We start from the raw sequence: 21,866 nt of genomic DNA on the forward strand, positions 1-21,866 counted from the left end.
TCGACACGTCGGTCACTTCTCCGCGACCACGGGGTCGATCATCTTGCGCAGCTTCTCCTCGCTGAGGGCCCGCTGCGAGCGCGCGGCGATCTTCCCGTCCTTGTCGATGACGAGGGTGGACGGGATGAAGTTGGGGTTGAGCGTGCCCCGCGGGAAGCGCAGCATCAGCTTGCCCATCGGGTCGTACAGGCTCGGGTACGGCACGCCCTTGTCCTTCTCGAAGGCGATGGCCGGGCCCTTCTCGGGGTCGCGGGCGTTGATGCCGACGAACTCCACGCCCTTGGCCTTGGTCTCCTTGGCCACCTTCGCGAAGGTCGGCGCCTCGGCGCGGCACGGCGGGCACCAGGAGCCCCAGACGTTGACGACGAGGACCTTGCCCTTGTAGTCGCCGAGGCTGAGCTTCTTGCCGTCGAGGGTCTCGCCGTCGAGGTCCGGCGTGTCGTGCCGGTCGGCCTTCTTCACGGTGGAGATGCCGTCGGAGCCCACGACGAAGTTCGTGTTGCCGGAACCTCCCGACGTCCCGCCCGAACTGCACGCCGTCAGGGTGAGCGCGGCGGCGGCCGCGGCCACTGCCAGCGCCGACGCGCGACTGCGACGGCGGCTGGCACGGCGGTCGAGACTGCGGTTCTGGCTGCGGGGGGCGCGGCAGGCGGCACTCATGTGAAAAGTTTCGCATGCCCGATTCGGGGATCTTCGACGCCCCCCGCGGTAGCGGAAAGTCCCATTTCAGACAGGGTTTCCGCGTGTTTTCCAGCCGGTGGTTCAGGCTGCGTTTCCGGTGCTGCCGGTGTCCTTCTCGGCGTCCTTGCGGCTGTCGCCGGAGCCCGCGTCGGACAGGAAGCTCTTCCAGCCGCCGGTGGGCTTCTGGCCGACCTCCAGGCTGCGCAGCTTGGCGAGCACCTCGGGCTTCTGCACGTCGAGCCAGTCCACGAACTGCCGGAAGGAGACCAGGCGTACGTCCTTCTTCCCGGCGATGCCCTTGATCGCGGCCTCGACGGCGTCCATGTAGATGCCGCCGTTCCACTCCTCGAAGTGGTTGCCGATGAAGAAGGGGGCGCGGTTGGACTCGTAGGCGCGCTTGAAACCGGCGAGGTAGGCCTCGGTGGCCTGCTTGCGCCAGCCCGGGTAGTTGGCCGGCGGGGCCTTCGTGGAGTTCTTCGACTGGTTGGCGAGGATGTTGTAGTCCATCGACAGGACCTCGAAGGAGTGCCCCGGGAACGGGATCTGCTGCAGCGGCAGGTCCCAGACGCCCAGCTTCTTCTCGGGCCACTTCTGGCGGCCGCCGGGCGAGGACGCGTCGTAGCGCCAGCCGAGCTTCTTGGCGGTCGGCAGCAGGTTGTTCTGGCCGAGCAGGCACGGCGTGCGGCCGCCGACCAGCTCCTTCTCGTAGTCGAACGGCAGCGGCGGCAGGTCCGTCCAGCCCGTGTTCGTCCGCCACTTCTTCACGAAGGACTTGGCCTGGTCGATCTCGCTCTGCCACTGGGCGGGCGTCCAGTTGCCGACGGTGCCGGTGCCCGCGCAGAAGTGGCCGTTGAAGTGCGTGCCGATCTCGTGGCCCTCCAGCCACGCCTGGCGGACGTACTTCAGGGTCTCCTTGATGTGGCCGTCCGTGAGGTAGCCGATGTCGGAGGCGCCGACGGCGTTGTTCGGCGGACGGTAGAGCCGCTTCTTCGACTCGGGCAGCAGATAGAGCCCGGAGAGGAAGAACGTCATCCCCGCGTCGTGTTCCTTCGCGAGCTTCAGGAAGCGCGGGAACAGGCCGTTGCCGACCTCGCCCGCGCCGTCCCAGGAGAAGATCACGAACTGCGGCGGCGTCTCCCCCGGCTCAAGGGGGCGGGGCGCCTCCGGCTGGTTGGGCTGCTTTCCGGTGAACGCCGTGGAGCCGTCACCGATCGGCTTGGCCGGGCGCTCCGGCTTGGCGCCGCCGCCCTTGCCCTTGTCGGCGGCGGAGCCCGAGTCCCCGGAGCCGGAGCCGCAGGCGGTGAGCCCGAGGGCCGCCGCGGTGCCTATGCCCAGGCCTATCGCGCCCCGTCGGCTCAGCGCACCACGGCTCGCGGCCGGTGCTCCGCCGCTCAGGTCCGGGTCCGTCCGGCTGTCGTCGCGCATTCCATCCCCATTCGTCGCGCCCTCGGTTGTGCAAAGGACAACCACTTAGAGGGCACGACACGGGGACGGGTTCCGGCCAAGCCGGACCTATTCGGGGCCTATTACAGAGAACAGACATTCCACGCCATAGGGTGGCCACCCCATCACCGGCCGCACACAGCAACCTCACAGCGAACCCATGGGGGGCAGCGCCCCAAAGGGGCGCGGGGAACTGCGCGCCCAGCCACGACGAACCCGAGGAAGACAGACGGCAAGCGGCAGCGGTCGGCTAGGCCCCGCAGGGGCCAGCCCCTGCTCAAGCCCAGCGCACCGCTCAGGCTCCGAAGGCCTTGGCCTTGCCTTTGACCGGCTTGGCCCCTGCCAGGAGATGCTTCGGCACGAGATCCCGCGCAGGCTCCGAGTACCCCACCGAAACGATCTTGTCGCCGCGATACGTGAACGACGTGAGCGAGGCAAGCGTGCACTGCCGCTTGCGCGGGTCGTGCCACAGCCGCCGCTTCTCCACGAAGCTGCGCACGATCCAGATCGGCAGCTGGTGGCTGACGCACACCGCCTCGTGCCCGCGCGCCGCGTCCTTCGCGGCATCGAGCGCGCCCATCATCCGCACGACCTGCTCGACGTACGGCTCGCCCCAGGACGGCTTGAAGGGGTTGACCAGGTGCTTCCAGTTCTCCGGGTTCTTCAGGGCGCCGTCGCCGACGCCGAAGGTCTTGCCCTCGAAGACGTTGCCCGCCTCGATGAGCCGCCCGTCCGTCGCGAGGTCGAGGCCGTGCGCCTTGGCGATCGGCGTCGCCGTCTCCTGCGCCCGGTCGAGCGGCGAGGCGACGACGTGCGTGACGTCCCGCGACGACAGGTGCTCGGCGACCCGGTCGGCCATCTGCCGCCCGAGCTCGGAGAGGTGGTAGTCGGGCAGGCGCCCGTACAGGATCCCCTCCGGGTTGTGCACCTCGCCGTGGCGCATCAGATGGACGACGGTCAGCTCATCGGCCCCGCTCACGCGCTGACCTCCTCGGCCTCGGCGGCGGCGCGCGCGGCCGCCGGAAGGGCCGCCGCGATCTTCTCGACCGCACGCTCGTCATGGGTGGTGGACACGAACCAGGACTCGAAGGCCGACGGCGGCAGATACACGCCCTGCGACAGCATCGAGTGGAAGAACGCGGTGAAGCGGAACGACTCCTGCGCCTTCGCGCCCTCGTAGTTGCGCACCTCGCGGTCCGTGAAGAACACGGAGAACATGTTGGAGGCGTTCTGCACGCGGTGCGCCACGCCCTCCTTGGTGAGCGCCTCGCTCACCAGGCCGCGGATCCGCTCGGAGACCGCGTCGACCTTCGCGTACGCGGCGTCGTCGAGCAGCCGCAGCTGCGCGAGGCCCGCGGCGGTCGCGACCGGGTTCCCGGAGAGCGTGCCCGCCTGGTAGACGGGGCCCGCCGGGGCGAGGTGCGCCATCACGTCGGCGCGGCCGCCGAACGCCGCGGCGGGGAAGCCGCCGCCCATGACCTTGCCGAAGGTCATCAGGTCGGGCACGACCCCGTCCACGCCGAACCAGCCGGCCCTGCTCGTCCGGAAGCCGGTCATGACCTCGTCGGAGATGAACAGCGCGCCGTTCTTCTCGCACGCGGACTTCAGGCCCTCGTTGAAGCCGGGCCCCGGCGGCACCACGCCCATGTTGCCCGGCGAGGCCTCCGTGATCACACAGGCGATCTGGCCCGGGTGGTTGTGGAAGGCCTCGTGCACGGCCTCGATGTCGTTGTACGGAAGGACGATGGTGTCGCCCGCCTGGGCGCCCGTGACCCCGGGTGTGTCCGGCAGGCCGAGGGTGGCGACGCCGGACCCGGCCGCGGCGAGGAGCGCGTCCACGTGGCCGTGGTAGCACCCGGCGAACTTGATCACCTTGGCGCGCCCGGTGAAGCCGCGGGCGAGGCGGATGGCGGACATCGTCGCCTCGGTGCCGCTGGACACCAGGCGGACCTGCTCGACGGGGGCGATCCGGGCCACGATCTCCTCGGCCAGGGCGACCTCGCCCTCGCCCGGCGTGCCGAAGGACGTGCCGCGCGCGACGGCCTCCTGGACGGCCGCGGTCACCTCGGGGTGGGCGTGGCCGAGGATCATGGGGCCCCACGAACACACGAGGTCGACGTACTCGCGACCGTCGGCGTCCGTGAGGTACGGACCGGTACCGGACACCATGAAGCGGGGCGTACCCCCCACCGCGCGGAAGGCGCGCACGGGCGAGTTCACACCGCCGGGCGTCACGGCCGCCGCGCGGTCGAAGAGAGTCTGCGAAACTGGGGCGCTATACGGGAAGCTCACATGAACCATGGTGTCAGAGGGTCCGGACAGCGCGCCGGGGCCTCCTGCGCGCCGGCTTTCCGGCCGCACCGCCTTCCCTCGGGGCGGGTGGTGCGGAGATCCTGTGGACTGGTGTTTCACCCCACGTTTCGGCGGGTGACCGTGGGGGAGGTCACTGACACGATGATCGGGTTGCGCGGCAAGGCCCGTGCGCCCTGGAAAAGCAGTCGGGTGGAGATATGCAGCGCGGTGGTGGACTGGGCGAGGGGACCGACGGCCTGGGTCCCCGGCGTGCCCGGCGGGGCAAGCACCGGCGAGATGCGGAGGCGGCCCCGGCCCCCGAGCAGCGGGCGCCGGACAGGGCGCGGCGGGAGCGCACGGGAAGCAGGAGCGGCGGGGTGGGGGTGACCTACAAGTACTTCGGGGCCCCGGACGGCGCGACCGCGGCCCGGGTACCGATCTCGATGCGGCCCGAGGAGCTCGGCGGCGACGAGCTGGGCATGGGCGGCATGTTCACGAAGATCAAGCCGGAGACGATGGCCGCGATGGTCCTCACCGGCATCGAGGGCATACCCCTGCACAAGGTCCCCCCGCTGGAACTGGTCGTCCTCCACCCCGACTACGCGGTCGTGAAGCTCCCCATGACGGTCGTCGACCCGCTGCGCGGCGTCGGCGAGGAGTCGGTCGGCGCCGCCGCCTTCATCTGGTCCACGGTCCCGGACCGCGGCGGCCCCCGCGACGCGTTCAACGTCTACCAACTCCTGCACGAGTGGCAGGACTTCAGCCACCGCCTGCACGACGCGGGACACCAGGCGTACTGCCTGGTCTGGCCGTGAACGTCCGGTTCCCTGGGTAAGCACCGGAGAACCGGCGGTTACCGACCCGGGACACTCCGGTGCGCGCAGCGCCGGTGCGCGGAGCGTGCGTCCTTCGTACGCTGGCTCCGTACCGGGAAGTGCGCGCCGTCGGATCCGTGCCGGGGGAAGGGGCGGGGCAGTGGCCGAGGGGGATGGGCAGAGCACGCCCGCGGCGGGGCGCGTGCGCGTCCTCACGCCGGCGGGCGACTTACGGGGCGCCGGGATCATGGTGGCGCCCTGCTACGTGCTGACCTGCGCGCACGTGGTCGCGGGCGCCCTGCGCCGGACGAGTCCCGACGCTCCCGCCGACCCGGTCCGCGTGGACGTCGGCGGCCACCCGGGGGTGGCGCCCGGCGAGGCCACGGTCGTGCCCGGCGGCTGGTTCCCCGGCCCGGCGGACGGGGTCGGTGACCTCGCGGTCCTCACCACCACCTGGCGCCCGCCCCCCGACGTCGGCTTCGCCCGGCTCGGCCCCTGCGGCGAACCCGACCGGCGCGAGGTGAGCGTCTACGGCCACCCCGCCCGCGCCCCCGACGGGCTGTGGTCCAGAGCGAGCCTCGCGGGCCGCGGGGGCCCGCACCTGGATTGGGTGCAGCTCGACGGGCTCGACGCCGCGAGCGCCTGGATCGAGCCGGGCTTCAGCGGCGCGGGCGTCTGGGACCCCGCCACGCGCAGGGTGGTCGGCATGCTCACGGCCGCGCTCGGCGACCGGCGCACCAGGGCCGCGTGGATGCTCCCCATGGAGGCGGCGGCCCGCCTGTGCCCCGCCCTCGCCGACGCGGTCGACGGCGGGGCGAACGGCGGCGCGGGCCCGGCCCACGGCACCGCGCCGGAGCCCCGTGCCGAGCGCCCGCCACCCCAACTCCCCACCGACCGCGAGCAGTTCGCCCTCGCCGACGCCCTCCTGGGCGTACCCCTGGTCGAGGAGGACCGCGCGGCCACCCTGCGGCGGCTGCTCCCCGCGCACATCCGGCACGGCGTCCGGGACCACCCCAGACCGCGCCTCCAGGTCTTCCACGTCGTGCAGGCCTGCGTCGACCACCGCGACGGCAGGGAGGCGCTCGTGGCCGCGCTGCGCATGCTTGACGAGTCGTCAGAACCGGCACGGGCGGCGCTCGCCCTGTTCGACGAGGTGTGGCCGCAGGCGCCGGGCGGCGATGCCCCGTGACGCAGTCCTGGGGACCGCCCAAGATCGTGCTCGACGCCCTCGACGGCGTACCGGCCTTCGACGAGACGGCCACCCTTCGCGAATGCACCCGCATGGTCGGCCGGGCCCTCGGCGCCACGGTCGCGGTGCCGGACAGCGCCCGGCGGCGGACGTACCTCTCCTCGCTCCTCATGGCGGTTCTGGAGTACGCCGACGGCCTCCAGGTGCTCGGCGGCGTCGTCGAACTCCTCGAAGGCAACACGCGCTACACCGAGCGCGTACGGACCGCGATCGCCGTGGCGGAGGTGCCCTTGTTCCCGCCGGAGGACTGGTCCCGTCTGATGGAGGCGCTCGGCGGTCTCGAAGTGCTCGACATCGCGGGCGCGTACCAGGAGGTCATGCGGTACCACGCCGACCCGCTGCCCGCCCACTGCACCGAGCCCTGGCTCGCCGTCGTGCACGCCGCGACGCTCAACGCCCGGCCCGGCGAACTGCCGCCCTGCGTCCTGCTCGTCGAGCACCTCGCCCGCTACGCGAAGGGCCAGCGGCAACAGGACCTGCTCGACTGGGTGCGGGAGCACCGCGCCCGCCCCGAGCCGTACGGCGACGGGCCGGTGCGCCCGGCCGCCTGCCGGGGCGAGCGGAGCCGGAGCGAGCGGGGCCGGGGCCGCCCGGCGAGGGCCGAGCACGTGCCCGGCGTACCGGTCGAGAGCGGCGATCCCGTCCTGCCCGTGGCGGCAGGGGCGGAATCCGGCCTTCTTGGGCGGGGCGTCCGCGCGGCGGCCCCCACTCCCGCGCCCCCGGTGCGCGCCGTCGGCCAGGAGCCGGTGTGGGCGCCGAGCGCCTGTCTGCTGATCCGGCTGCGCCCCCTGCCCGACCCCGACCACGCGGACGAGCGGCTGCTCTCGTACTGGTGGCAGATCGAGGGGCCCGAGCCCTATCCGGTGCGCGGCGGGGATCTGCGCGTCGACGTGGCCGAGCTGCCCGAGCGGGTGAAGTCCCTGGTGGAGGAGGCGGAGACGGGCTGGGCCTACTTCTGCAAGGAGGACCTCACGCTGGAGTTCGTGCTGCCCAGGGAGCTGTTGGGGCTGCCGGTCGAGCGGTGGGCCAAGAAGGGCTTCCACGGCGCGGACGGCAGCCTCGGGGAGGACCACCCGGTGCTCCTGCGCAGCCTAGAGCGGATGGAGCGCACGGACACCCACGGCCGCTGGGCGCGCCGCTGGGACGCGCTCCTCACCGGCCGCGCGGGCCCCGTGCACTGGTTTCCCGACGACGGCCGCTCCCGGCTGCTCTCGGACCCCAGGCGCGTCATGGTGGTCCTCAGCGACCCGCCGGGCCGCACCGGCGGAAGCGGTTCCGGTGTCGACGAGTTGGCCGAGTCGCTGCGCGCCGGGGTGCCGATCGTGGTGTGGGACAGACGGGGCGGCATAGATCCGGTGTTCCGCGGCGAGCTGGCCGACTTGGCCGCTCGCACAGGAATCCATCAACTACCCAATGCCGTCCGGTCGTTGCGCATAGAGGCAAAAGCCGGGGATGCTGCTGAGGGCGACTCTACGCTGGGTCGCCACGCAGCACTGCTCTGGGACGATCCGTACCGCCTTCCAGGAGGGGGCGGCGCCATGGCGGATTCTTCCGCACAGGGGGGAGGGTAGGACGCGATGCTTCCCGAGGACGGCGCGCCTCAAGGGATCCGCCCGGTCGGCGCGGCGGGCGCCGAGGACGTCCGGTCACAGGCCGTCCGGTCACAGGACATGACTCCTGACGCGGACACGGCGACACCCGCGGAAGCGGCGGACCCGGCGGCCACGGGCCCCGGCCCCGCCGAGGGCGGCCCCGACCCCGGATCCGGCCCGGACCCCGGCTCGCCCCACCCCGCCACCTCTGCCGGAACGTCCGGCTCCGCAAGCCAGAACCGCTGGTGGATCTACCGAGGTTCGGGACAGCCCCTGTACGACACGACCCTGCGCGAGCTGCTGCCCGAACCACCGCCCTGGCGCCGCTTCACCGGCGGGCCCGTGGTGCCGCCGCCCCCCGCCGGCGACGACGAGGTCGCGCGCAGGCTCGGCAGGCCTTCGGGGCGCTCCCCGGCCTCCGAGCAGCTGCGGCGCGAGGCCGACATGGTCAACGCCGCTTTGCTTCTGCGACGCCCGCTCCTGGTGACGGGCCGCCCCGGCACGGGCAAGAGCAGCCTCGCCTACCGCATCAGCCGCGAGCTGCGGCTCGGCCGGGTCCTCCGCTGGCACATCACCAGCAGGACGACACTGCGCTCGGGCCTGTACGAGTACGACGCGATCGGCCGCGTGCAGGACTCCGCCGCGCTGCGCGCGCTGCGCACGGCGGAGGACTCCCCCGTCGCACCCCGGACGGCCGACGGCGGCGCGGCGGCGGCCGACGAGCAGCTCCCCGGAATCGGCGACTACGTCCAACTCGGCCCCCTGGGCACGGCGTTGCTCCCGTACGAGACGCCGCGCGTCCTGCTGATCGACGAGCTGGACAAGAGCGACCAGGACCTGGCCAACGACTTGCTGAGCGTCTTCGAAGAGGGTCAGTTCCCCGTCTCCGAGCTGCTGCGGGCCCGGCGGCGCCATCCGCGCGTGACCGTCCTGACCGACGACCCGGAGGGCACCGCGGAGATCGTCGGCGGCGTCGTCCGCTGCCGCGCCTTCCCAATCGTGGTCATCACGTCCAACGGCGAACGCGAGTTCCCACCCGCCTTCTTACGGCGCTGTTTGCGCCTGCATATGCCGGATCCGGATCGTACGCAGCTCGTCGACATGGTGACGGCACACCTCGCGGAAGGCGCGGCCACCCGCGCCGGGGACGGCGGCGATCTGATCGAGCGGTTCCTGAGGCGCAGCCGGGAGCGCGGCGGCCTCGCCATCGACCAGCTGTTGAACTCCGTGTACTTGACGACCTCGGGACGCCTACCCGCCGACGCGGGGGCGCTCGACGAACTGGTCGACGCCCTGTGGCACCGGCTCGACGGGGCGGGGGCGGAATCGAGGCCGGGATGACGGTCGCCGCCGCGGAGCCGCCGCCCGAGGCCGCACGGGAGTCCGCGCGCGCCGGGCAGGCCCCGGACACCCCGAATCCGGACGGGCCCACGTGGTCGGAGCTCGCGGACGCGGTGTACCTGGCCGCCTGCCGGGACGCGGCGCTTCCGGTGTTCCCCCCGCCGCAGGCGACGCGCGGCACGGCCCGGCCGGGGCGCCCCGCCCCCGACGCCCCCGATGCGCCCCACGCGCCCCACGCGCCCGACTCCCCTGACGCCCCGGGCGAGCACCCGAAGGAGCTCCCCCAGGAACCCGCACGCGAGCGCCCCCGAGAACACCCCCAGGAACGCCCGCAACCCGCCCACGAGAAGGCACCGCCCGTCGCCGCCGCCCCCGTCCGGCCGCTCGTCGGCCTGCGCGGCGGCTTCGGCGGCGCCCCGGGCGGCGAGCAGGCCGCCCGCACCGACGGCACGCGGCTCGACTCCCTCGCCCTCGGTCGTGCCCTGCGCCCGCTGCGCCTGTTCCGGTCCTCGCCGTACGACACGGCCCTCGACGAGGAGGCCACCGCCGAGCGGGCCGCCGTGGACGGCCTGTGGACGCCGGTGTGCCGCTCGCTGCCGGAGCGGCGCCAGGACCTGCTGCTGCTCGTGGACGACGGCCCCTCGATGGCCCTGTGGCGCCGCACGGCCCGCCAGATCGGCGAGCTGATGGAGCAGACGGCGGCGTTCCGCACGGTGCGGCGGCTGCGCTGGAGCCCGCACGGGGCCCCGCCCGCCGCCCTGTCCCCCAGCGCGCGCCAACTGGTCCTCGTCGTCACGGACGGCGGCCACGAGGCCTGGCGCGACGGCAGCGCCGCCGCGTTCCTGCACCGCCTCGCGGGCACCTCCCCCACCGCCGTCCTGAACGTGCTGCCCCAGCACCTGTGGGACCTCACCCTGCCCACGGTCACGCCCGTCCGGCTGCGCACCGCGTCCCCGGCCGAGCCCAACCGCCGCTACGACGCCGAGACCTGCCCCCCGGAAGCCGACGCCCTGGCGCCCCGCGCCGTCCCCGAGCCGGGCCCCGCGGACGCCGTCGCCGTCCCGGTGGTGGAGCTGCGCCCGGAGTCGCTCGGCCGCTGGGCCCGCCTGGTGGCCGCGGCCGACACCAGCCAGTGGCACCGCATCGCCGCGCTCCTGACGGCACCGGCCGGGGACCTGCGCGCGGAGGCGGTCGGCCCGGTGCCCGAGCGCCTCGCCGACGTGCTCCTGGAGGGCCTCGACGAGACCGCAGGGCCAGGCCGGGGCGCCGCGCCCGAGCCGTCCCCTGAGCGGGACCGCGCCGAGCGGGCGGCCGCCGTGGTGCGCCGGTTCCGCGCCACCGCGTCGCCCGCGGGCTTCGCCCTGGCCAAGCGCCTGGCGGCGGTGCCCCTGAACCTGCCGGTCATGCGGCTGCTCCAACAGGCCCTGCCGGGCACCCGGTTCTGGAACCTGGCCGAGATCGTACTGCTCGGCCTGGTGCGCCGCGGCGACGACACCGCCGACGTCGAGGACGCGTACCGCGTGTCGTACGACTTCGTGGAGGGCGTGCGCGAGGAGCTGCTCGCGCTCGGGCGGCGCGCCGACACCCTCGGGGCGCTGCGGCAGGTCCAGGGGTTCCTGGGGCCCCGGCTCGAAGCGCTCTGGGAGGGCGGCGGCGCCCTGGTCGCGCCGGACGGCGACCCCGCGGACCCGCCGATCACGGACCAGACGCGCCCTTTCGTGACCCATCTCTACACCGCGCTCTGCGCCCTTTCGGGGCCCTATCTCGCCCGCGCCAACCATCTGGGAAGGCTGTTGCAAAGCCATGCGGCAGGCCCGCGCGCCCTGACTCTTAACGAAGCCTTTACATCAGGACATAAGCATTCATTACAGTACTCAAAGGCTGATAGCGGGTCAAACTTGAAAAAGAGCCATCAAACTGCGATACGGTACCGGCCGCAAGCCCCGGCGAACACCCCGGACCGCGAGGGCTTTCCGGCGCCGCCCCCATCCCGGGCCGCGTCCCCCACCGCCCCACCCCCCACTGCTCCCACCCCCTCCGCAACCACCCCACCCCCCTCCCCCTCAGCTCCCCCTCGCTCCCTTTCTGGAGGCCCCGCCGTGTCTGCCGGTCTGCCGGTTGCCCCGGGCCCGCGCGGCCCGCACGACCCGCCCCGAATCTGGGGGAACGTACCGCAGCGGAACAGGAACTTCACCGGCCGCCAAACCCTGCTCGAACAGCTGCAGGACCGCCTCGGCACCGGAGTCACCGCGGTGCTCCCCGAGGCGCTGCACGGCATGGGCGGCGTGGGGAAGTCACAGATCGCCGTCGAATACGTGTACCGGCACAGCCGCGACTACCGGCTCATCTGGTGGGTGGCCTCCGAGCAGGAGAACCAGATCGTCCAGTCCCTCATCGAACTGGGCGAACAGATGGGGCTCCAGGCCGGTTCCGAGATCTCCGCGGTCCCGGCCGTCCTCGACGCGCTGCGCAGGGGCGAGCCCTACAGCGATTGGCTGCTGGTGTTCGACAACGCCGAAGACCCCAAAGAAGTACGCAAGTACTTCCCCAGCGACGGCCCCGGACGGATCCTCGTCACCTCCCGCAACGTCCAGTGGTCCAGCACGGCGAGCTCCCTGGAGGTCGACGTGTTCGCCCGCGAGGAGAGCGTCTCGCTGCTGCGCCGCCGCAGCCCCGAGCTCCCCGACGAGGCCGTCAACCACCTCGCCGCCTCCCTCGGCGACCTCCCCCTGGCCGTCGAACAGGCCTCCGTCTGGCTGGCCGAGACGGGCATGCCCGTCCAGCAGTACCTGGAACTCTTCGAACGCAAATGGGCCGAACTCCTCCAGTCCGACCCGCCGCCCGACTACGAGATGCCGGTCGCGGCCGCCTGGAACGTGTCCCTGGAACGCCTCCGCGAGGACCGCCCCGACGCCCTCCAACTCCTCCAGGTCTGCGCGTTCTTCGCCCCCGAACCCATCTCCTGGGACCTCTTCTCCGCCGTCCGCGGCATCTCCGTGCCCCAGGAACTCCAGGCCGCGCTCGACGACCCCGTCAAACTCGGCCGCGCCGTGCGCGAGATCGGCCGCTACGCCCTCGCCCGCATCGACCACCGCCAGTCGACCGTCCAGCTGCACCGCCTGGTCCAGCGCGTCCTCGTCGAGCAGATGAACCCCCAGGAGCGGGCCCAGATGCGGCACGCCGCCCACCAGCTCCTGTCCAACGCCGACCCCAGGAACCCCCAGCGCGCCACCTTCTGGCCGCGCTACTCCTCCCTCCTCACCCATCTGCGGTCCTCCAACGCCGTCGAATGCCAAGAGGGTTGGACCCGCCGCCTCGTCCTCAACGAGGTGTGGTTCCTGCGGGCCAGGGGGGACTACGCGGCGGCCCTCAACCTGGGCGAACGCGCCGCCGACATCTGGCGGCAGCGGCTCGGCGAGGACCACGAGGAAGTCCTCGGCATCGACCAGCAGATCGCCCAGGCCCTGCGCGAGCAGAACCTCGACCTCGACCGCGCCTTCCACCTCCAGGCCGAACTCGTCGACCGCTACCGCAGGGCCCTCGGCGACGCCCACGAGAACACCCTCCAGGCCCAGAGCTTCATGGCGGGCAACCACCGCATCCGCGGCAACTTCTACGAAGCCCGCGAGATCGACCAGCGGGTCTACGAGACGAGCCTCGCCGAATTCGGCCCCGACGACCCCGCCACCCTCCTCACCGCCCACAACTACGCGGTGAGCCTGCGCCTCGCGGGCTCACCGGAGAAGGCGCGGGAACTGGACCACGACACGTGGCAACGCCGCGTGGAGGTCCTCGGCGAGGACCACCTCTACACCCTGACCACCTACAACGCCTACCTCCTCGACCTCCAGGAAGTGGGCCGGTACGAGGAGGCGCTCGAAGGCTACGAGCAGCTCGCCGAGGAACTGCGCGACCAGCTCGGCGGTGACCACTGGTTCACCGTCCAGGTGATCCGCAACCTCTGCGTGACCCGCCGCAAGAAGGGCGACCACGAAGGCGCGTACGAACTCTCCACCCCGTACGTCTCCCTGGTGCGCAACCGCTTCGGGGAGCGCAGCCGCCAGTACCTCCAGATGGCCATCAGCCACGCCAACGACCTGCGCCAGGTCGGCAAGCTGCAAGAGGCCAGGCAGCTGACCGAACAGGCCCTGGAGGAGCACCGCGGGCTCTACGGCCGCGAACACCCGCACAGCCACGCCATGGCCATGAACCTCGCCGTGACCCTGCGGCTGCTCGGCGAGAACGACGGCGCCCTCGCCCTGGACCAGGAGATCGTCGACGGGCTGACCCGCACGCTCTCCGCCGAGCACCCGCGCACCCTGCTCGCCCGGATGAACCTCGCCAGCGACCACTTCGCGCTCGGCCGCCCCGACCGGGCCTACGAGATCGACGCGGCCGTCGCCGAGGAGGCCGCGCGGCTGCGCGAACGGCACCCCGCGAACCTCGCCGTCCAGCTGAACCTCAGCCACGACCTCAAGGCCCTGGGCCGGACGGAGGAGAGCGGCCAGATCCTCCAAGAGGCGCTGTCCACGTACCGGACCATCCTGGGCCCGTCCCACCCCGCGACCCGCGACGCCGAGAAGGGACTCAGGGCCAACGCGGACATCGACCTGATCTCGCTCTAGCCACGCCGGTCGCTGGCGGCGACACCTGCTGTCGCCGATACCGGCTGCCGCCGCTCTACCTGCTGTCGCCGCTCTCGCCGCTCTCACCGCCGGGCGCGGCGACAGCGCCGCGCAGCCACCGCGCGAGCTCCAACGGGCCCGGCGGCTCTCCGCCTTCGGCCGCCGCCGCCCGGCGCACCGCCGCCACGGCCTCCGGGCGGCCGAGCAGCAGCTCCCCGGCCGCCGAGCGGCCCGGGTCCGCGAGCACCGCGCCGATCCACGCCTCCACGTCGTCCGGCTCCGCCTCGGCCCACGCCGCGTAACGGCGCGCGGCACCGTCGGCGTCCCCGGCCACCGCCGCGCACTCGGCACCGACCACCACGTCCCCCGCCGCGTCGGCCTTCCGCCAGCGGCGGGCGAACTCGTCCGGCGTCCCCAGATAGAGCCGGACCACGTGCCCGAAGGTGTCCGTGCGGATCGCGTCCGGACGCGGCCGCAGCCGCGAGCCCGGCAGCGGCCCAGCCGCCTCGCCCGCCGCCCGCGCGGCAGCGGCCCGCCGCGCCGCCTCCCCGTCGAACTCCAGGTGCCGCGCCCGCCACACGGCCCGCCGCAACGCGCAGTAGTGCGCGGCCAGCCGCGCGGGCTCGGCCATGACGTCCTCCTTCGCCCACCCCTCGGCCGCCGCCGCGATCTCCTCCACGAACAGGCGCCCCGCCGCGGTGAGTTCCGCACCCGCAAGGAGCGCGGCGGCGACCTCCCGCACCTGGTCCCGGAACACGGCGAACTCGAAGTCGGCACGCCGCGCCTCGTCCCCCGTGACGAACTCCCGGTGCAGCCGCCAGAAACGCGCCACCCCCGCGAACGCGAACACCCCGTGCAACAGGCCGTGCACGGGCCGCGGATCGCTGCGCCAGGGCGCGTAGTGCAGCGGACGCCCCCCGCCCGCGTCCGGCTCCCGCACCAGCGGCACGAGGCTGAGCAGCGCGTTCAACTGCTGATGGCGGGTCTCGTGCACCAGCGTGGCGGCCATCTGCGCCTCGTCGTACGGCAGCGAAAGCGTGACCGCGCCGAAGGCGTCCGGCGAGGAGGAACTGGCCACCTGGCCCCGCGTGGACGCGGCGAAGGCCCGGGGCACCAGGACCCGCACCAGCGCCGCGAGCCGCACCGCGTCCGCCGGGGACTCGCGGGTCAGCAGGGCGCACGCACCGGCGACCCGCTCCCGCCACAGCCCGGACCGCCGCCCCGCCATCCGCACCGGCGCCCGCGGGGACACCACGAAGTCGCGGTACGGCGTCACCGTGTCGAAGCGGAGCGCGGCCCCCGGCTCCTCGGACCAGGGCGCCGCGGACCACAGCACCGGAAGCGGCTGCCACCCCGGCGCGGACTCCCCCAGGTCCCGGGGCAGCCGCACCTCCCCGCCCTCCCCCCGTACGACCGCGCCGTGCGCGGCCACCCGGACCTCGGCCCCGCTCCACCTGCGCGCCGACAGCGGCCCCACGACCCCGGCGCCGGGCACCCACACCATGCCCCGGTGGGCCGGTACGCCCACCACGGCGTCCCGCCCGGCACGCAGTGCCGCCGCCGCGGCCAGCGCGTACAACTGGCCGACATCCGCCCACAGCGGCGCCGCCGAGGAAGCCGAGGGGGCGGCGCCCCGCCCGACGCCGCGCAGCCGCCGCAGCAGCCGCATGGCCCAGGCCATCACCATGGGGTCCGCGAGGACCGCGTCGACCGCGCCCGGGTCACCGCGCTGCACGGCGGCGAGCAGGCACCAGGCCGCCTCCGCCGACGCCACCGCGCCGAGGCGGGGCGCCGCTGCGCCGACGCGGGGCGGCCGGGCCCGCGCCACGCCGCTGTGGTCGACCAGCGACCTCAGGACCAGCAGCAGGTGGCTGCGCTGGGCGGAGCGCAGCAGCCGCAGCTCCGGAGCCCGGGCGTCACCTGCGGCGATGGACCTCAACGACTCCTCGGGGAGCCGGTAGGGGTCCAGCCGCCCGTCGGTCACCCCCGGCGCCTCGGCCGGTCCCCGCGCAGCAGTGCCATTTCCTCGCTGTTCTGCTCGTCCAGCGTGCCGGGGAACACGCTCGCCCGGCGTGCGGCGCGGTGCAGTGCCCGCCGCAGCACCGGATCGTCACCGGCGTGCAGCTCCGCCAAGGAGACCAAGGAGACCCCGGACAGATCGACCAAGTCGGAACAGAAGTCCTTCGCAGACTCCGCCATACCGTGGTTCCCCCTGACGTTACGGTTCCGCGACTCAGAATCCGCTTCCATGGTGGCTGCATTGGCACGCCAGCGGAAGACTGACGCTGGTCATCCCGTGCCAGGGCGGCGTTGTCAGACCCTCCCCCTACCGTGAGGACATGGAGCGCACACCCAGCACGGCCCACCCGCCACCGGTCCGCCTCGTCCCGTACGGCGAGGGTGACTTCCCGCAGCTCGTCCTGCACAACACCCCCGCGATGACGGCGCACTTGGGCGGCCCCGAGCCGGAGGAGAAGCTCCGCGACCGCCACCACAGATATCTGCACCTGGGCGGCACGGGCCGGATGTTCACGATCGTGACGGCGGACACGGGAGAGGCCGCGGGCCTCGTCGGCTACTGGGAGGCGATCCACGCCGGGCAGACGATCTGGGAGACGGGCTGGGGCGTCCTGCCGGAGTTCCAGGGCAGGGGCCTCGCCGTCACCGCCACCCTCCTGGCCGTCGAGGACGCCCGCACGGTCGGCCGCCACGGCTCGCTGCACGCCTTCCCGGCCACGGCGAACGCCCCGTCCAACGCGGTCTGCCGCAAGGCGGGCTTCACTCTCGTGGGCACGGGCGACTTCGAGTACCCGAAGGGCCGCTGGAGCCGGTGCAACGACTGGGCGCTGGACCTGACAGAGGCCCGGACCGGCTGAGGCCAGGGGGTGGCGCGGCACGCGGCGCGGCGGGGGCGGCGGACCGGCCGACGCCACGGCGCGACACAGCGGCCGGGACCAAGGCGGCGGGCCGGTCGGCACCGCGGCCCGTGACACCCTGGGTGCCATGCTCGTCGCCCGCTCCGCCGCCCTCTTCGCCGTCGCCGCCCTCTTCGAGATCGGCGGCGCCTGGCTCGTCTGGCAGGGCGTGCGGGAGCACCGGGGCTGGGTGTGGATCGGCGCGGGCGTCCTCGCCCTCGGGCTCTACGGCTTCGTCGCGACGCTCCAGACCGACGCCGAGTTCGGCCGCGTCCTTGCGGCGTACGGCGGCGTCTTCGTGGCCGGGTCGCTCGCCTGGGGCGCGGTCGCGGACGGCTACCGGCCCGACCGGTGGGACGTCACCGGCGCCCTGGTGTGCCTCGCGGGCATGGCCCTGATCATGTACGCGCCGCGAGGCGAGTGAGGCACCCCGCCTATCCTGGCTGCCGGAGCGAGAGAACGCCCGTACGAGCCCCGCACCCGAGGGAGCAGCCCCATGCCGTCCACGCCGCACGCCGACACCCCCCGCAAGCCCGGCATCGCCGTCGTCACCGGCGCCAGCGGCGGCATCGGCGCCGCGACGGCGCGCGGCCTCGCCGAGGCCGGATACCGCGTCGTCCTGACGGCCCGCCGCAAGGACCGCGTCGAGGCGCTCGCCGCGGAGCTGACGGAGGCGGGCCACAGCGCGACGGCGTACGGCCTCGACGTCACCGACCGCGCGGCCGTCGACGCCTTCGCCACGGCCTTCCAGCGCATCGCCGTCCTGGTGAACAACGCGGGCGGCGCGCTCGGCGCCGACCCCGTCGCCACCGGCGACCCGGCCGACTGGCGGCAGATGTACGAGACGAACGTCATCGGCACCCTGAACGTCACCCAGGCCCTGCTCCCCGCCCTCACCGCGAGCGGCGACGGCACGGTGGTCGTCGTCTCCTCCACCGCGGGCCACGCCACGTACGAGGGCGGCGCGGGCTACGTGGCCGCCAAGCACGGCGCCCACGTCCTCGCCGAGACCCTCCGCCTGGAGATCGTCGGCACTCCGGTCCGCGTCATCGAGATCGCCCCCGGCATGGTCAGGACCGAGGGCTTCGCCCTCACCCGCTTCGGCGGCGACGCGGAGAAGGCCGCCAAGGTGTACGCGGGCGTGGCCGAGCCCCTGACCGCCGAGGACGTCGCCGACACGATCACCTGGGCGGTCACCCGCCCGCCACACGTCAACGTCGACCTGCTGGTGGTCCGCCCCCGCGCCCAGGCCTCCAACACCAAGGTCCACCGGGAGCAGCCGTGACCTACGCGGCCGACGACCCCGGCACCCCCGGCGGCTCCCCCGACTCCACGGACCCCCTCGACCGCCTCCGCCACGAGCAGGAGTCCCGCCGCCTCCAGCAGGAGAAGAAGAACGAACGCATGGTGTGGTGGTACCTCGCGTACTTCCTCTTCGGCATCCACATCGTGGCCTTCGTCATGATCTACGCGGTCTCCCACGCGAAGTAGCCACCCCGCCTCGAACGCGTTCACCTATCCAGGTGAACGCGTTCTATCGCCATTCCTCCGTGATGTCCGGCCTGCCTAGGCTCAAACCGACAACATCACACAGACGGCCCCCGGCCGGGCGGCATCCCGAACCGAGGGCCTGACCAAGCAGGAAGGGCACCTTCCTCATGGCTGCACACGAGCCTAACGGGCACGGCTTCATGGACCTCGAAGTCCCCGAGTACGCGTACATGTTCGGGTTCTTACAGATGGACGGACACCTGCACCAAGGGGCAGGTCAGAAGGGCCGCCTGACAGCCGAGGTCAACGCGCGGGATATCGAGCTGCTGTACACGTTCAAACAACTGACGCCCTACAACAGCAGCGTCACCCAGCGCACTCGAACGACGAACTTCGCCCCGGTCCACACCTCGGCGACGTGGAGCATGTGCTCCCTGGAGGCCAGAACCAGGATCAACGCACTCGGCCTGCCCTACGGCCGCAAGTCCAAGGACATCGCACCGCCCCGAGTGGCCTTCTGCACGCGGGACTACGTCCGGGGCATCGTCGATGCCGACGGCTCCGTCGGCTACACGAGCCAAGGGTGGCCGTTCGTTTCACTGACCACGGCCAGCACCGCGATCGCCGCGTTCTTCTGTGACTACGCCCGCGATCTCACCGGCGCCGACCGCACGATCAAACGCAACGCCCGGGACAGCATCTACAACGTCCTCTACACGAAGGAGCCCGCACAGACACTGGCGGCTGCCCTCTACTACCCAGGCTGCCTCTCACTGCAACGCAAGCTGGACAAGGCCGATTCACTCGCCGCATGGAGCCGCCCTGTTGGCATGAGGGTGGCTCACACACAACGACGCTGGACGCCCGAAGAAGACCGGAGGCTCCTGCGGATCGGCGACAGCTCGACAGCAGCCGACTATCTCGGACGAAGCGAGCGGAGCTGTCACATGCGCTTATGGCGACTACGCAGCGGCCAGGTGCCGACACCAACCGAGCAGTGACGTACTGAACACCGGGGCCCGGGCTGGCATCAGCCCGGGCCCAACGCGCTGTCAGCCCTTCACGCACACCACCTGCTTGAGCTTTGCCACGACCGCGACCAGGTCGGTCTGCTGGTCGATGACCTGCTCGATCGGCTTGTACGCGCCGGGGATCTCGTCCACGACGCCCGAGTCCTTGCGGCACTCCACGCCCCGCGTCTGCTCCTCCAGGTCCTGCGTGGAGAAGCGCTTCTTCGCGGCGTTCCGGCTCATCCTGCGGCCCGCGCCGTGCGAGGCCGAGTTGAACGACGCCTCGTTGCCGAGGCCCTTCACGATGTACGAGCCGGTGCCCATCGAGCCCGGGATGATGCCGTAGTCGCCGGAGCCCGCGCGGATCGCGCCCTTGCGGGTGACGAGCAGGTCCATGCCGTCGTACCGCTCCTCCGACACGTAGTTGTGGTGGCAGGAGATCTCCTGCTCGAACGTCGGCTTGGCCTTCTTGAACTCCTTGCGGACGACGTCCTTCAGGAGCGCCATCATGATCGCGCGGTTGTACTTCGCGTACTCCTGGGCCCAGAAGAGGTCGTTCCGGTACGCCGCCATCTGCGGCGTTTCCGCGATGAAGACGGCCAGGTCGCGGTCCACCAGGCCCTGGTTGTGCGGCAGGTCGCGGGCGACGCCGATGTGGTGGTCGGCCAGCTCCTTGCCGATGTTGCGGGAGCCGGAGTGCAGCATCAGCCACACCGCACCATCGCCACTAATGCAAACTTCAACAAAGTGGTTGCCCGACCCAAGTGTCCCCATTTGCACCATTGCCCGCTCCCGACGGAACTTCACCGCGTCCGCCACCCCCTCGAACCGCCCCCAGAACCCCTCCCACCCCGCCGTAGCGAAGCCGTGGAAGCCCCCCGGGTCGACCGGGGAGTCGTGCATCCCGCGGCCCACCGGAATCGCCTGCTCGATCTTCGAGCGGAGGCGGGACAGGTCGCCGGGGAGGTCGTTCGCGGTGAGGGACGTGCGGACGGCGGACATGCCGCAGCCGATGTCGACGCCGACCGCGGCCGGGCACACCGCGTCCTTCATGGCGATCACGGAGCCGACCGTCGCCCCCTTGCCGAAGTGGACGTCCGGCATGACGGCCAGACCTTTGATCCACGGCAGCGTGGCCACGTTCCGCAGCTGCTGCATCGCGACGTCCTCGACCGTGCTGGGGTCGGCCCACATCCGGATCGGCACCTGCGCGCCCGGAACCTCTACGTACGACATACCGTCCTCATTCCCCCGGAATCAAAGCAAAAGCACTGGAGCGCAAATACCGGCGCCAAGGTCAACGAATGGGAAAACGGACCGGCGTCCACGGCAGCGCGTGCGATACACATTGTGTCCACCGGCCGCCCGCCGGCGGCAACCCAATAACCAGGCCGGACGGACCGGACAGGACCGAGAGGAGCCAGCACGGTGCAGCGGAGGAAGGTCTATGTACCGGGCGCCGCGGTCCTCCTCGTGGCACTGCTCGGCGGCTGCACCAGCGGCTCGGGCCACGACGACGACGGCGACGACAAGTCCGGCGACACGGGTGCTTCGACGACGGCCGCCGAGCCCGGCAGGTACCGCACCCTGCCCGAGCCCTGCGGCGCGGTCGACCACTCGACGCTCGACGCGATGCTGCCCGGCATCGCGGAGATCAAGGACGCGGGCCAGCGCGAGAAGGCCTACGGGGGCTCCCCCACGGTCACCTACGACACCGACCGCCGCGTGGGCTGCCGCTGGAAGGTCGAGTCCCCCGACGCCACGCACCACCTGCTCGTCGACTTCGAGCGCGTCGTCTCGTACGACGGGGCCGTGAGCGACGACGCCCGCGCGCAGGAGGTCTACCGGACGAAGCTCCGCGAGGCGGACGTCCCGGAGCCGTCGGCCTCGGGGTCCGAGGAGGAGTCCCCGTCCCCGTCCGGCTCCGAGGGGTCGGACGAGCCCGAGGGGACCCAGGGGCCGAAGAAGTCCAAGGGCTCCGAGAAGCCCCAGGGGTCCGAGGGGACCCAGGTCGCCGCCAGGGCGCAGGGCGGCGCGGCCGCCGAGGTCGGCATGGGCGACGGGACCGAGCCGGGGGACACCCCCGACCCCGAGGCCACCCCCGAGGGCCTGGAGTCCCGCACCCTGGACGACCTGGGCGACGAGGCGTTCCTCGCGGACGTGCTCAGCACCGCTTCGTCGGCGAGCCGCCACCGGACCGTGACTGTGGTGTTCCGCACGTCGAACGTCGTCGTCACCGTCGAGTACGACGAGCAGCCCGCCCGCCGCACCGAGGTCCCGGACTCCAAGGAAATGCAGGACAACGCGCGTGAACTGGCCGAAAACCTCACCGACCGGTTCAACGGCTGACGGGTCCGCGATGCCGGACCGGGCTCCCGGGAAGCCGGGTCACCCGCGTCGCTCACCGCGTAC

The 21,866-nt window shown here is 72.6% G+C and carries 18 protein-coding genes; 11 read left to right on the plus strand and 7 right to left on the minus strand.

All coding sequences use genetic code 11. The annotated features are described in order from the left end of the window. Nucleotides 1-12: 12 nt before the first annotated feature. The 4 genes from ACIG3E_RS03380 to hemL all read right to left on the minus strand — a co-directional run bounded on the left by ACIG3E_RS03380 (nt 13) and on the right by hemL (nt 4,425). Entirely contained in the window at nt 13-660 is a 648-nt protein-coding gene (locus tag ACIG3E_RS03380; RefSeq protein WP_399610612.1) for a TlpA family protein disulfide reductase, read from the minus strand. Nucleotides 661-762: 102 nt separating this feature from the next. Then, nucleotides 763-2,106: a hypothetical protein gene (locus ACIG3E_RS03385; RefSeq protein WP_399610614.1), complete on the minus strand. Its 1,344-nt coding sequence runs from the start codon at nt 2,104-2,106 to the stop codon at nt 763-765. A gap of 313 nt (nt 2,107-2,419) precedes the next feature. Next, on the minus strand, nt 2,420-3,067 hold the full coding sequence (locus ACIG3E_RS03390; RefSeq protein WP_399610780.1) for a histidine phosphatase family protein: 648 nt from the start codon (nt 3,065-3,067) through the stop codon (nt 2,420-2,422). 32 nt (nt 3,068-3,099) lie between these two features. Beyond that, on the minus strand, nt 3,100-4,425 hold the full coding sequence (hemL, locus tag ACIG3E_RS03395; protein WP_399610617.1) for a glutamate-1-semialdehyde 2,1-aminomutase: 1,326 nt from the start codon (nt 4,423-4,425) through the stop codon (nt 3,100-3,102). A gap of 209 nt (nt 4,426-4,634) precedes the next feature. Here hemL and ACIG3E_RS03400 point away from each other — a divergent pair, with 209 nt between their 5' ends. From ACIG3E_RS03400 to fxsT, 5 genes are all read left to right on the plus strand, one after another. After that, nucleotides 4,635-5,231 (plus strand): hypothetical protein, encoded by a 597-nt coding sequence (locus tag ACIG3E_RS03400; RefSeq protein ID WP_399610620.1) that lies wholly within the window; start codon nt 4,635-4,637, stop codon nt 5,229-5,231. A 160-nt stretch (nt 5,232-5,391) separates the two neighbouring features. After that, nucleotides 5,392-6,420: a trypsin-like peptidase domain-containing protein gene (locus tag ACIG3E_RS03405; RefSeq protein ID WP_399610623.1), complete on the plus strand. Its 1,029-nt coding sequence runs from the start codon at nt 5,392-5,394 to the stop codon at nt 6,418-6,420. Then, nucleotides 6,417-8,051, plus strand: a complete 1,635-nt coding sequence (locus ACIG3E_RS03410; RefSeq protein WP_399610625.1) for a hypothetical protein — start codon at nt 6,417-6,419, stop codon at nt 8,049-8,051. The genes ACIG3E_RS03405 and ACIG3E_RS03410 overlap by 4 nt, the downstream gene beginning before the upstream one ends. Before the next feature lie 99 nt (nt 8,052-8,150). Then, nucleotides 8,151-9,413 (plus strand): AAA family ATPase, encoded by a 1,263-nt coding sequence (locus ACIG3E_RS03415; RefSeq protein WP_399610627.1) that lies wholly within the window; start codon nt 8,151-8,153, stop codon nt 9,411-9,413. Beyond that, on the plus strand, nt 9,410-14,038 hold the full coding sequence (gene fxsT / locus ACIG3E_RS03420) for an FxSxx-COOH system tetratricopeptide repeat protein (protein WP_399610629.1): 4,629 nt from the start codon (nt 9,410-9,412) through the stop codon (nt 14,036-14,038). The genes ACIG3E_RS03415 and fxsT overlap by 4 nt, the downstream gene beginning before the upstream one ends. A gap of 55 nt (nt 14,039-14,093) precedes the next feature. Here fxsT and ACIG3E_RS03425 read toward each other — a convergent pair whose 3' ends face one another. Beyond that, nucleotides 14,094-16,022 carry an aKG-HExxH-type peptide beta-hydroxylase gene (locus ACIG3E_RS03425; RefSeq protein ID WP_399610632.1) on the minus strand — a complete coding sequence of 643 codons (1,929 nt, stop codon included), beginning with the start codon at nt 16,020-16,022 and terminating at the stop codon, nt 14,094-14,096. Further along, nucleotides 16,019-16,237, minus strand: coding sequence for a hypothetical protein (locus ACIG3E_RS03430; protein WP_399610635.1), 219 nt, complete (start codon nt 16,235-16,237; stop codon nt 16,019-16,021). Before ACIG3E_RS03430 ends, ACIG3E_RS03425 begins: the two co-directional genes overlap by 4 nt. A 140-nt stretch (nt 16,238-16,377) precedes the next feature. Here ACIG3E_RS03430 and ACIG3E_RS03435 point away from each other — a divergent pair, with 140 nt between their 5' ends. The 5 genes from ACIG3E_RS03435 to ACIG3E_RS03455 all read left to right on the plus strand — a co-directional run bounded on the left by ACIG3E_RS03435 (nt 16,378) and on the right by ACIG3E_RS03455 (nt 19,445). Continuing rightward, the gene (locus tag ACIG3E_RS03435) at nt 16,378-16,914 is read left to right on the plus strand and encodes a GNAT family N-acetyltransferase (protein WP_399610637.1); all 537 of its coding nucleotides are present in this window, start codon (nt 16,378-16,380) and stop codon (nt 16,912-16,914) included. 127 nt (nt 16,915-17,041) lie between these two features. After that, nucleotides 17,042-17,377 (plus strand): YnfA family protein, encoded by a 336-nt coding sequence (locus tag ACIG3E_RS03440; RefSeq protein WP_399610639.1) that lies wholly within the window; start codon nt 17,042-17,044, stop codon nt 17,375-17,377. Nucleotides 17,378-17,449: 72 nt separating this feature from the next. Beyond that, nucleotides 17,450-18,238, plus strand: coding sequence for an SDR family NAD(P)-dependent oxidoreductase (locus ACIG3E_RS03445; protein ID WP_242720727.1), 789 nt, complete (start codon nt 17,450-17,452; stop codon nt 18,236-18,238). Next, a complete protein-coding gene (locus ACIG3E_RS03450; RefSeq protein ID WP_399610643.1) occupies nt 18,235-18,444 on the plus strand; it encodes a hypothetical protein in 210 nt (69 codons plus the stop codon). The genes ACIG3E_RS03445 and ACIG3E_RS03450 overlap by 4 nt, the downstream gene beginning before the upstream one ends. Before the next feature lie 167 nt (nt 18,445-18,611). After that, nucleotides 18,612-19,445, plus strand: coding sequence for a hypothetical protein (locus ACIG3E_RS03455; RefSeq protein WP_399610646.1), 834 nt, complete (start codon nt 18,612-18,614; stop codon nt 19,443-19,445). A gap of 51 nt (nt 19,446-19,496) precedes the next feature. Here the strand turns inward: ACIG3E_RS03455 and ACIG3E_RS03460 are convergent, their stop codons facing one another. After that, nucleotides 19,497-20,690: an RtcB family protein gene (locus tag ACIG3E_RS03460; protein WP_399610647.1), complete on the minus strand. Its 1,194-nt coding sequence runs from the start codon at nt 20,688-20,690 to the stop codon at nt 19,497-19,499. A gap of 192 nt (nt 20,691-20,882) precedes the next feature. Between ACIG3E_RS03460 and ACIG3E_RS03465 the strand changes: the two genes are divergently transcribed. Further along, a complete protein-coding gene (locus tag ACIG3E_RS03465) occupies nt 20,883-21,803 on the plus strand; it encodes a DUF3558 domain-containing protein (RefSeq protein WP_399610649.1) in 921 nt (306 codons plus the stop codon). Nucleotides 21,804-21,866 lie beyond the last annotated feature (63 nt).

Source organism: Streptomyces sp. NPDC053474, assembly GCF_044544845.1.
In the GTDB taxonomy this organism is placed as follows: domain Bacteria; phylum Actinomycetota; class Actinomycetes; order Streptomycetales; family Streptomycetaceae; genus Streptomyces.

What these genes read in the sequence shown, in the direction of transcription:
- ACIG3E_RS03435 (WP_399610637.1), top strand. Translation starts at nt 16,378, where the DNA reads ATGGAGCGCACACCCAGCACGGCCCACCCGCCACCGGTCCGCCTCGTC.
- ACIG3E_RS03440 (WP_399610639.1), top strand. Translation starts at nt 17,042, where the DNA reads ATGCTCGTCGCCCGCTCCGCCGCCCTCTTCGCCGTCGCCGCCCTCTTC.
- ACIG3E_RS03430 (WP_399610635.1), bottom strand. Translation starts at nt 16,237, where the DNA reads ATGGCGGAGTCTGCGAAGGACTTCTGTTCCGACTTGGTCGATCTGTCC.
- ACIG3E_RS03445 (WP_242720727.1), top strand. Translation starts at nt 17,450, where the DNA reads ATGCCGTCCACGCCGCACGCCGACACCCCCCGCAAGCCCGGCATCGCC.
- ACIG3E_RS03380 (WP_399610612.1), bottom strand. Translation starts at nt 660, where the DNA reads ATGAGTGCCGCCTGCCGCGCCCCCCGCAGCCAGAACCGCAGTCTCGAC.
- ACIG3E_RS03390 (WP_399610780.1), bottom strand. Translation starts at nt 3,067, where the DNA reads ATGCGCCACGGCGAGGTGCACAACCCGGAGGGGATCCTGTACGGGCGC.
- ACIG3E_RS03455 (WP_399610646.1), top strand. Translation starts at nt 18,612, where the DNA reads ATGGCTGCACACGAGCCTAACGGGCACGGCTTCATGGACCTCGAAGTC.
- ACIG3E_RS03460 (WP_399610647.1), bottom strand. Translation starts at nt 20,690, where the DNA reads ATGTCGTACGTAGAGGTTCCGGGCGCGCAGGTGCCGATCCGGATGTGG.
- ACIG3E_RS03400 (WP_399610620.1), top strand. Translation starts at nt 4,635, where the DNA reads ATGCAGCGCGGTGGTGGACTGGGCGAGGGGACCGACGGCCTGGGTCCC.
- hemL (WP_399610617.1), bottom strand. Translation starts at nt 4,425, where the DNA reads ATGGTTCATGTGAGCTTCCCGTATAGCGCCCCAGTTTCGCAGACTCTC.
- ACIG3E_RS03385 (WP_399610614.1), bottom strand. Translation starts at nt 2,106, where the DNA reads ATGCGCGACGACAGCCGGACGGACCCGGACCTGAGCGGCGGAGCACCG.
- fxsT (WP_399610629.1), top strand. Translation starts at nt 9,410, where the DNA reads ATGACGGTCGCCGCCGCGGAGCCGCCGCCCGAGGCCGCACGGGAGTCC.
- ACIG3E_RS03415 (WP_399610627.1), top strand. Translation starts at nt 8,151, where the DNA reads ATGACTCCTGACGCGGACACGGCGACACCCGCGGAAGCGGCGGACCCG.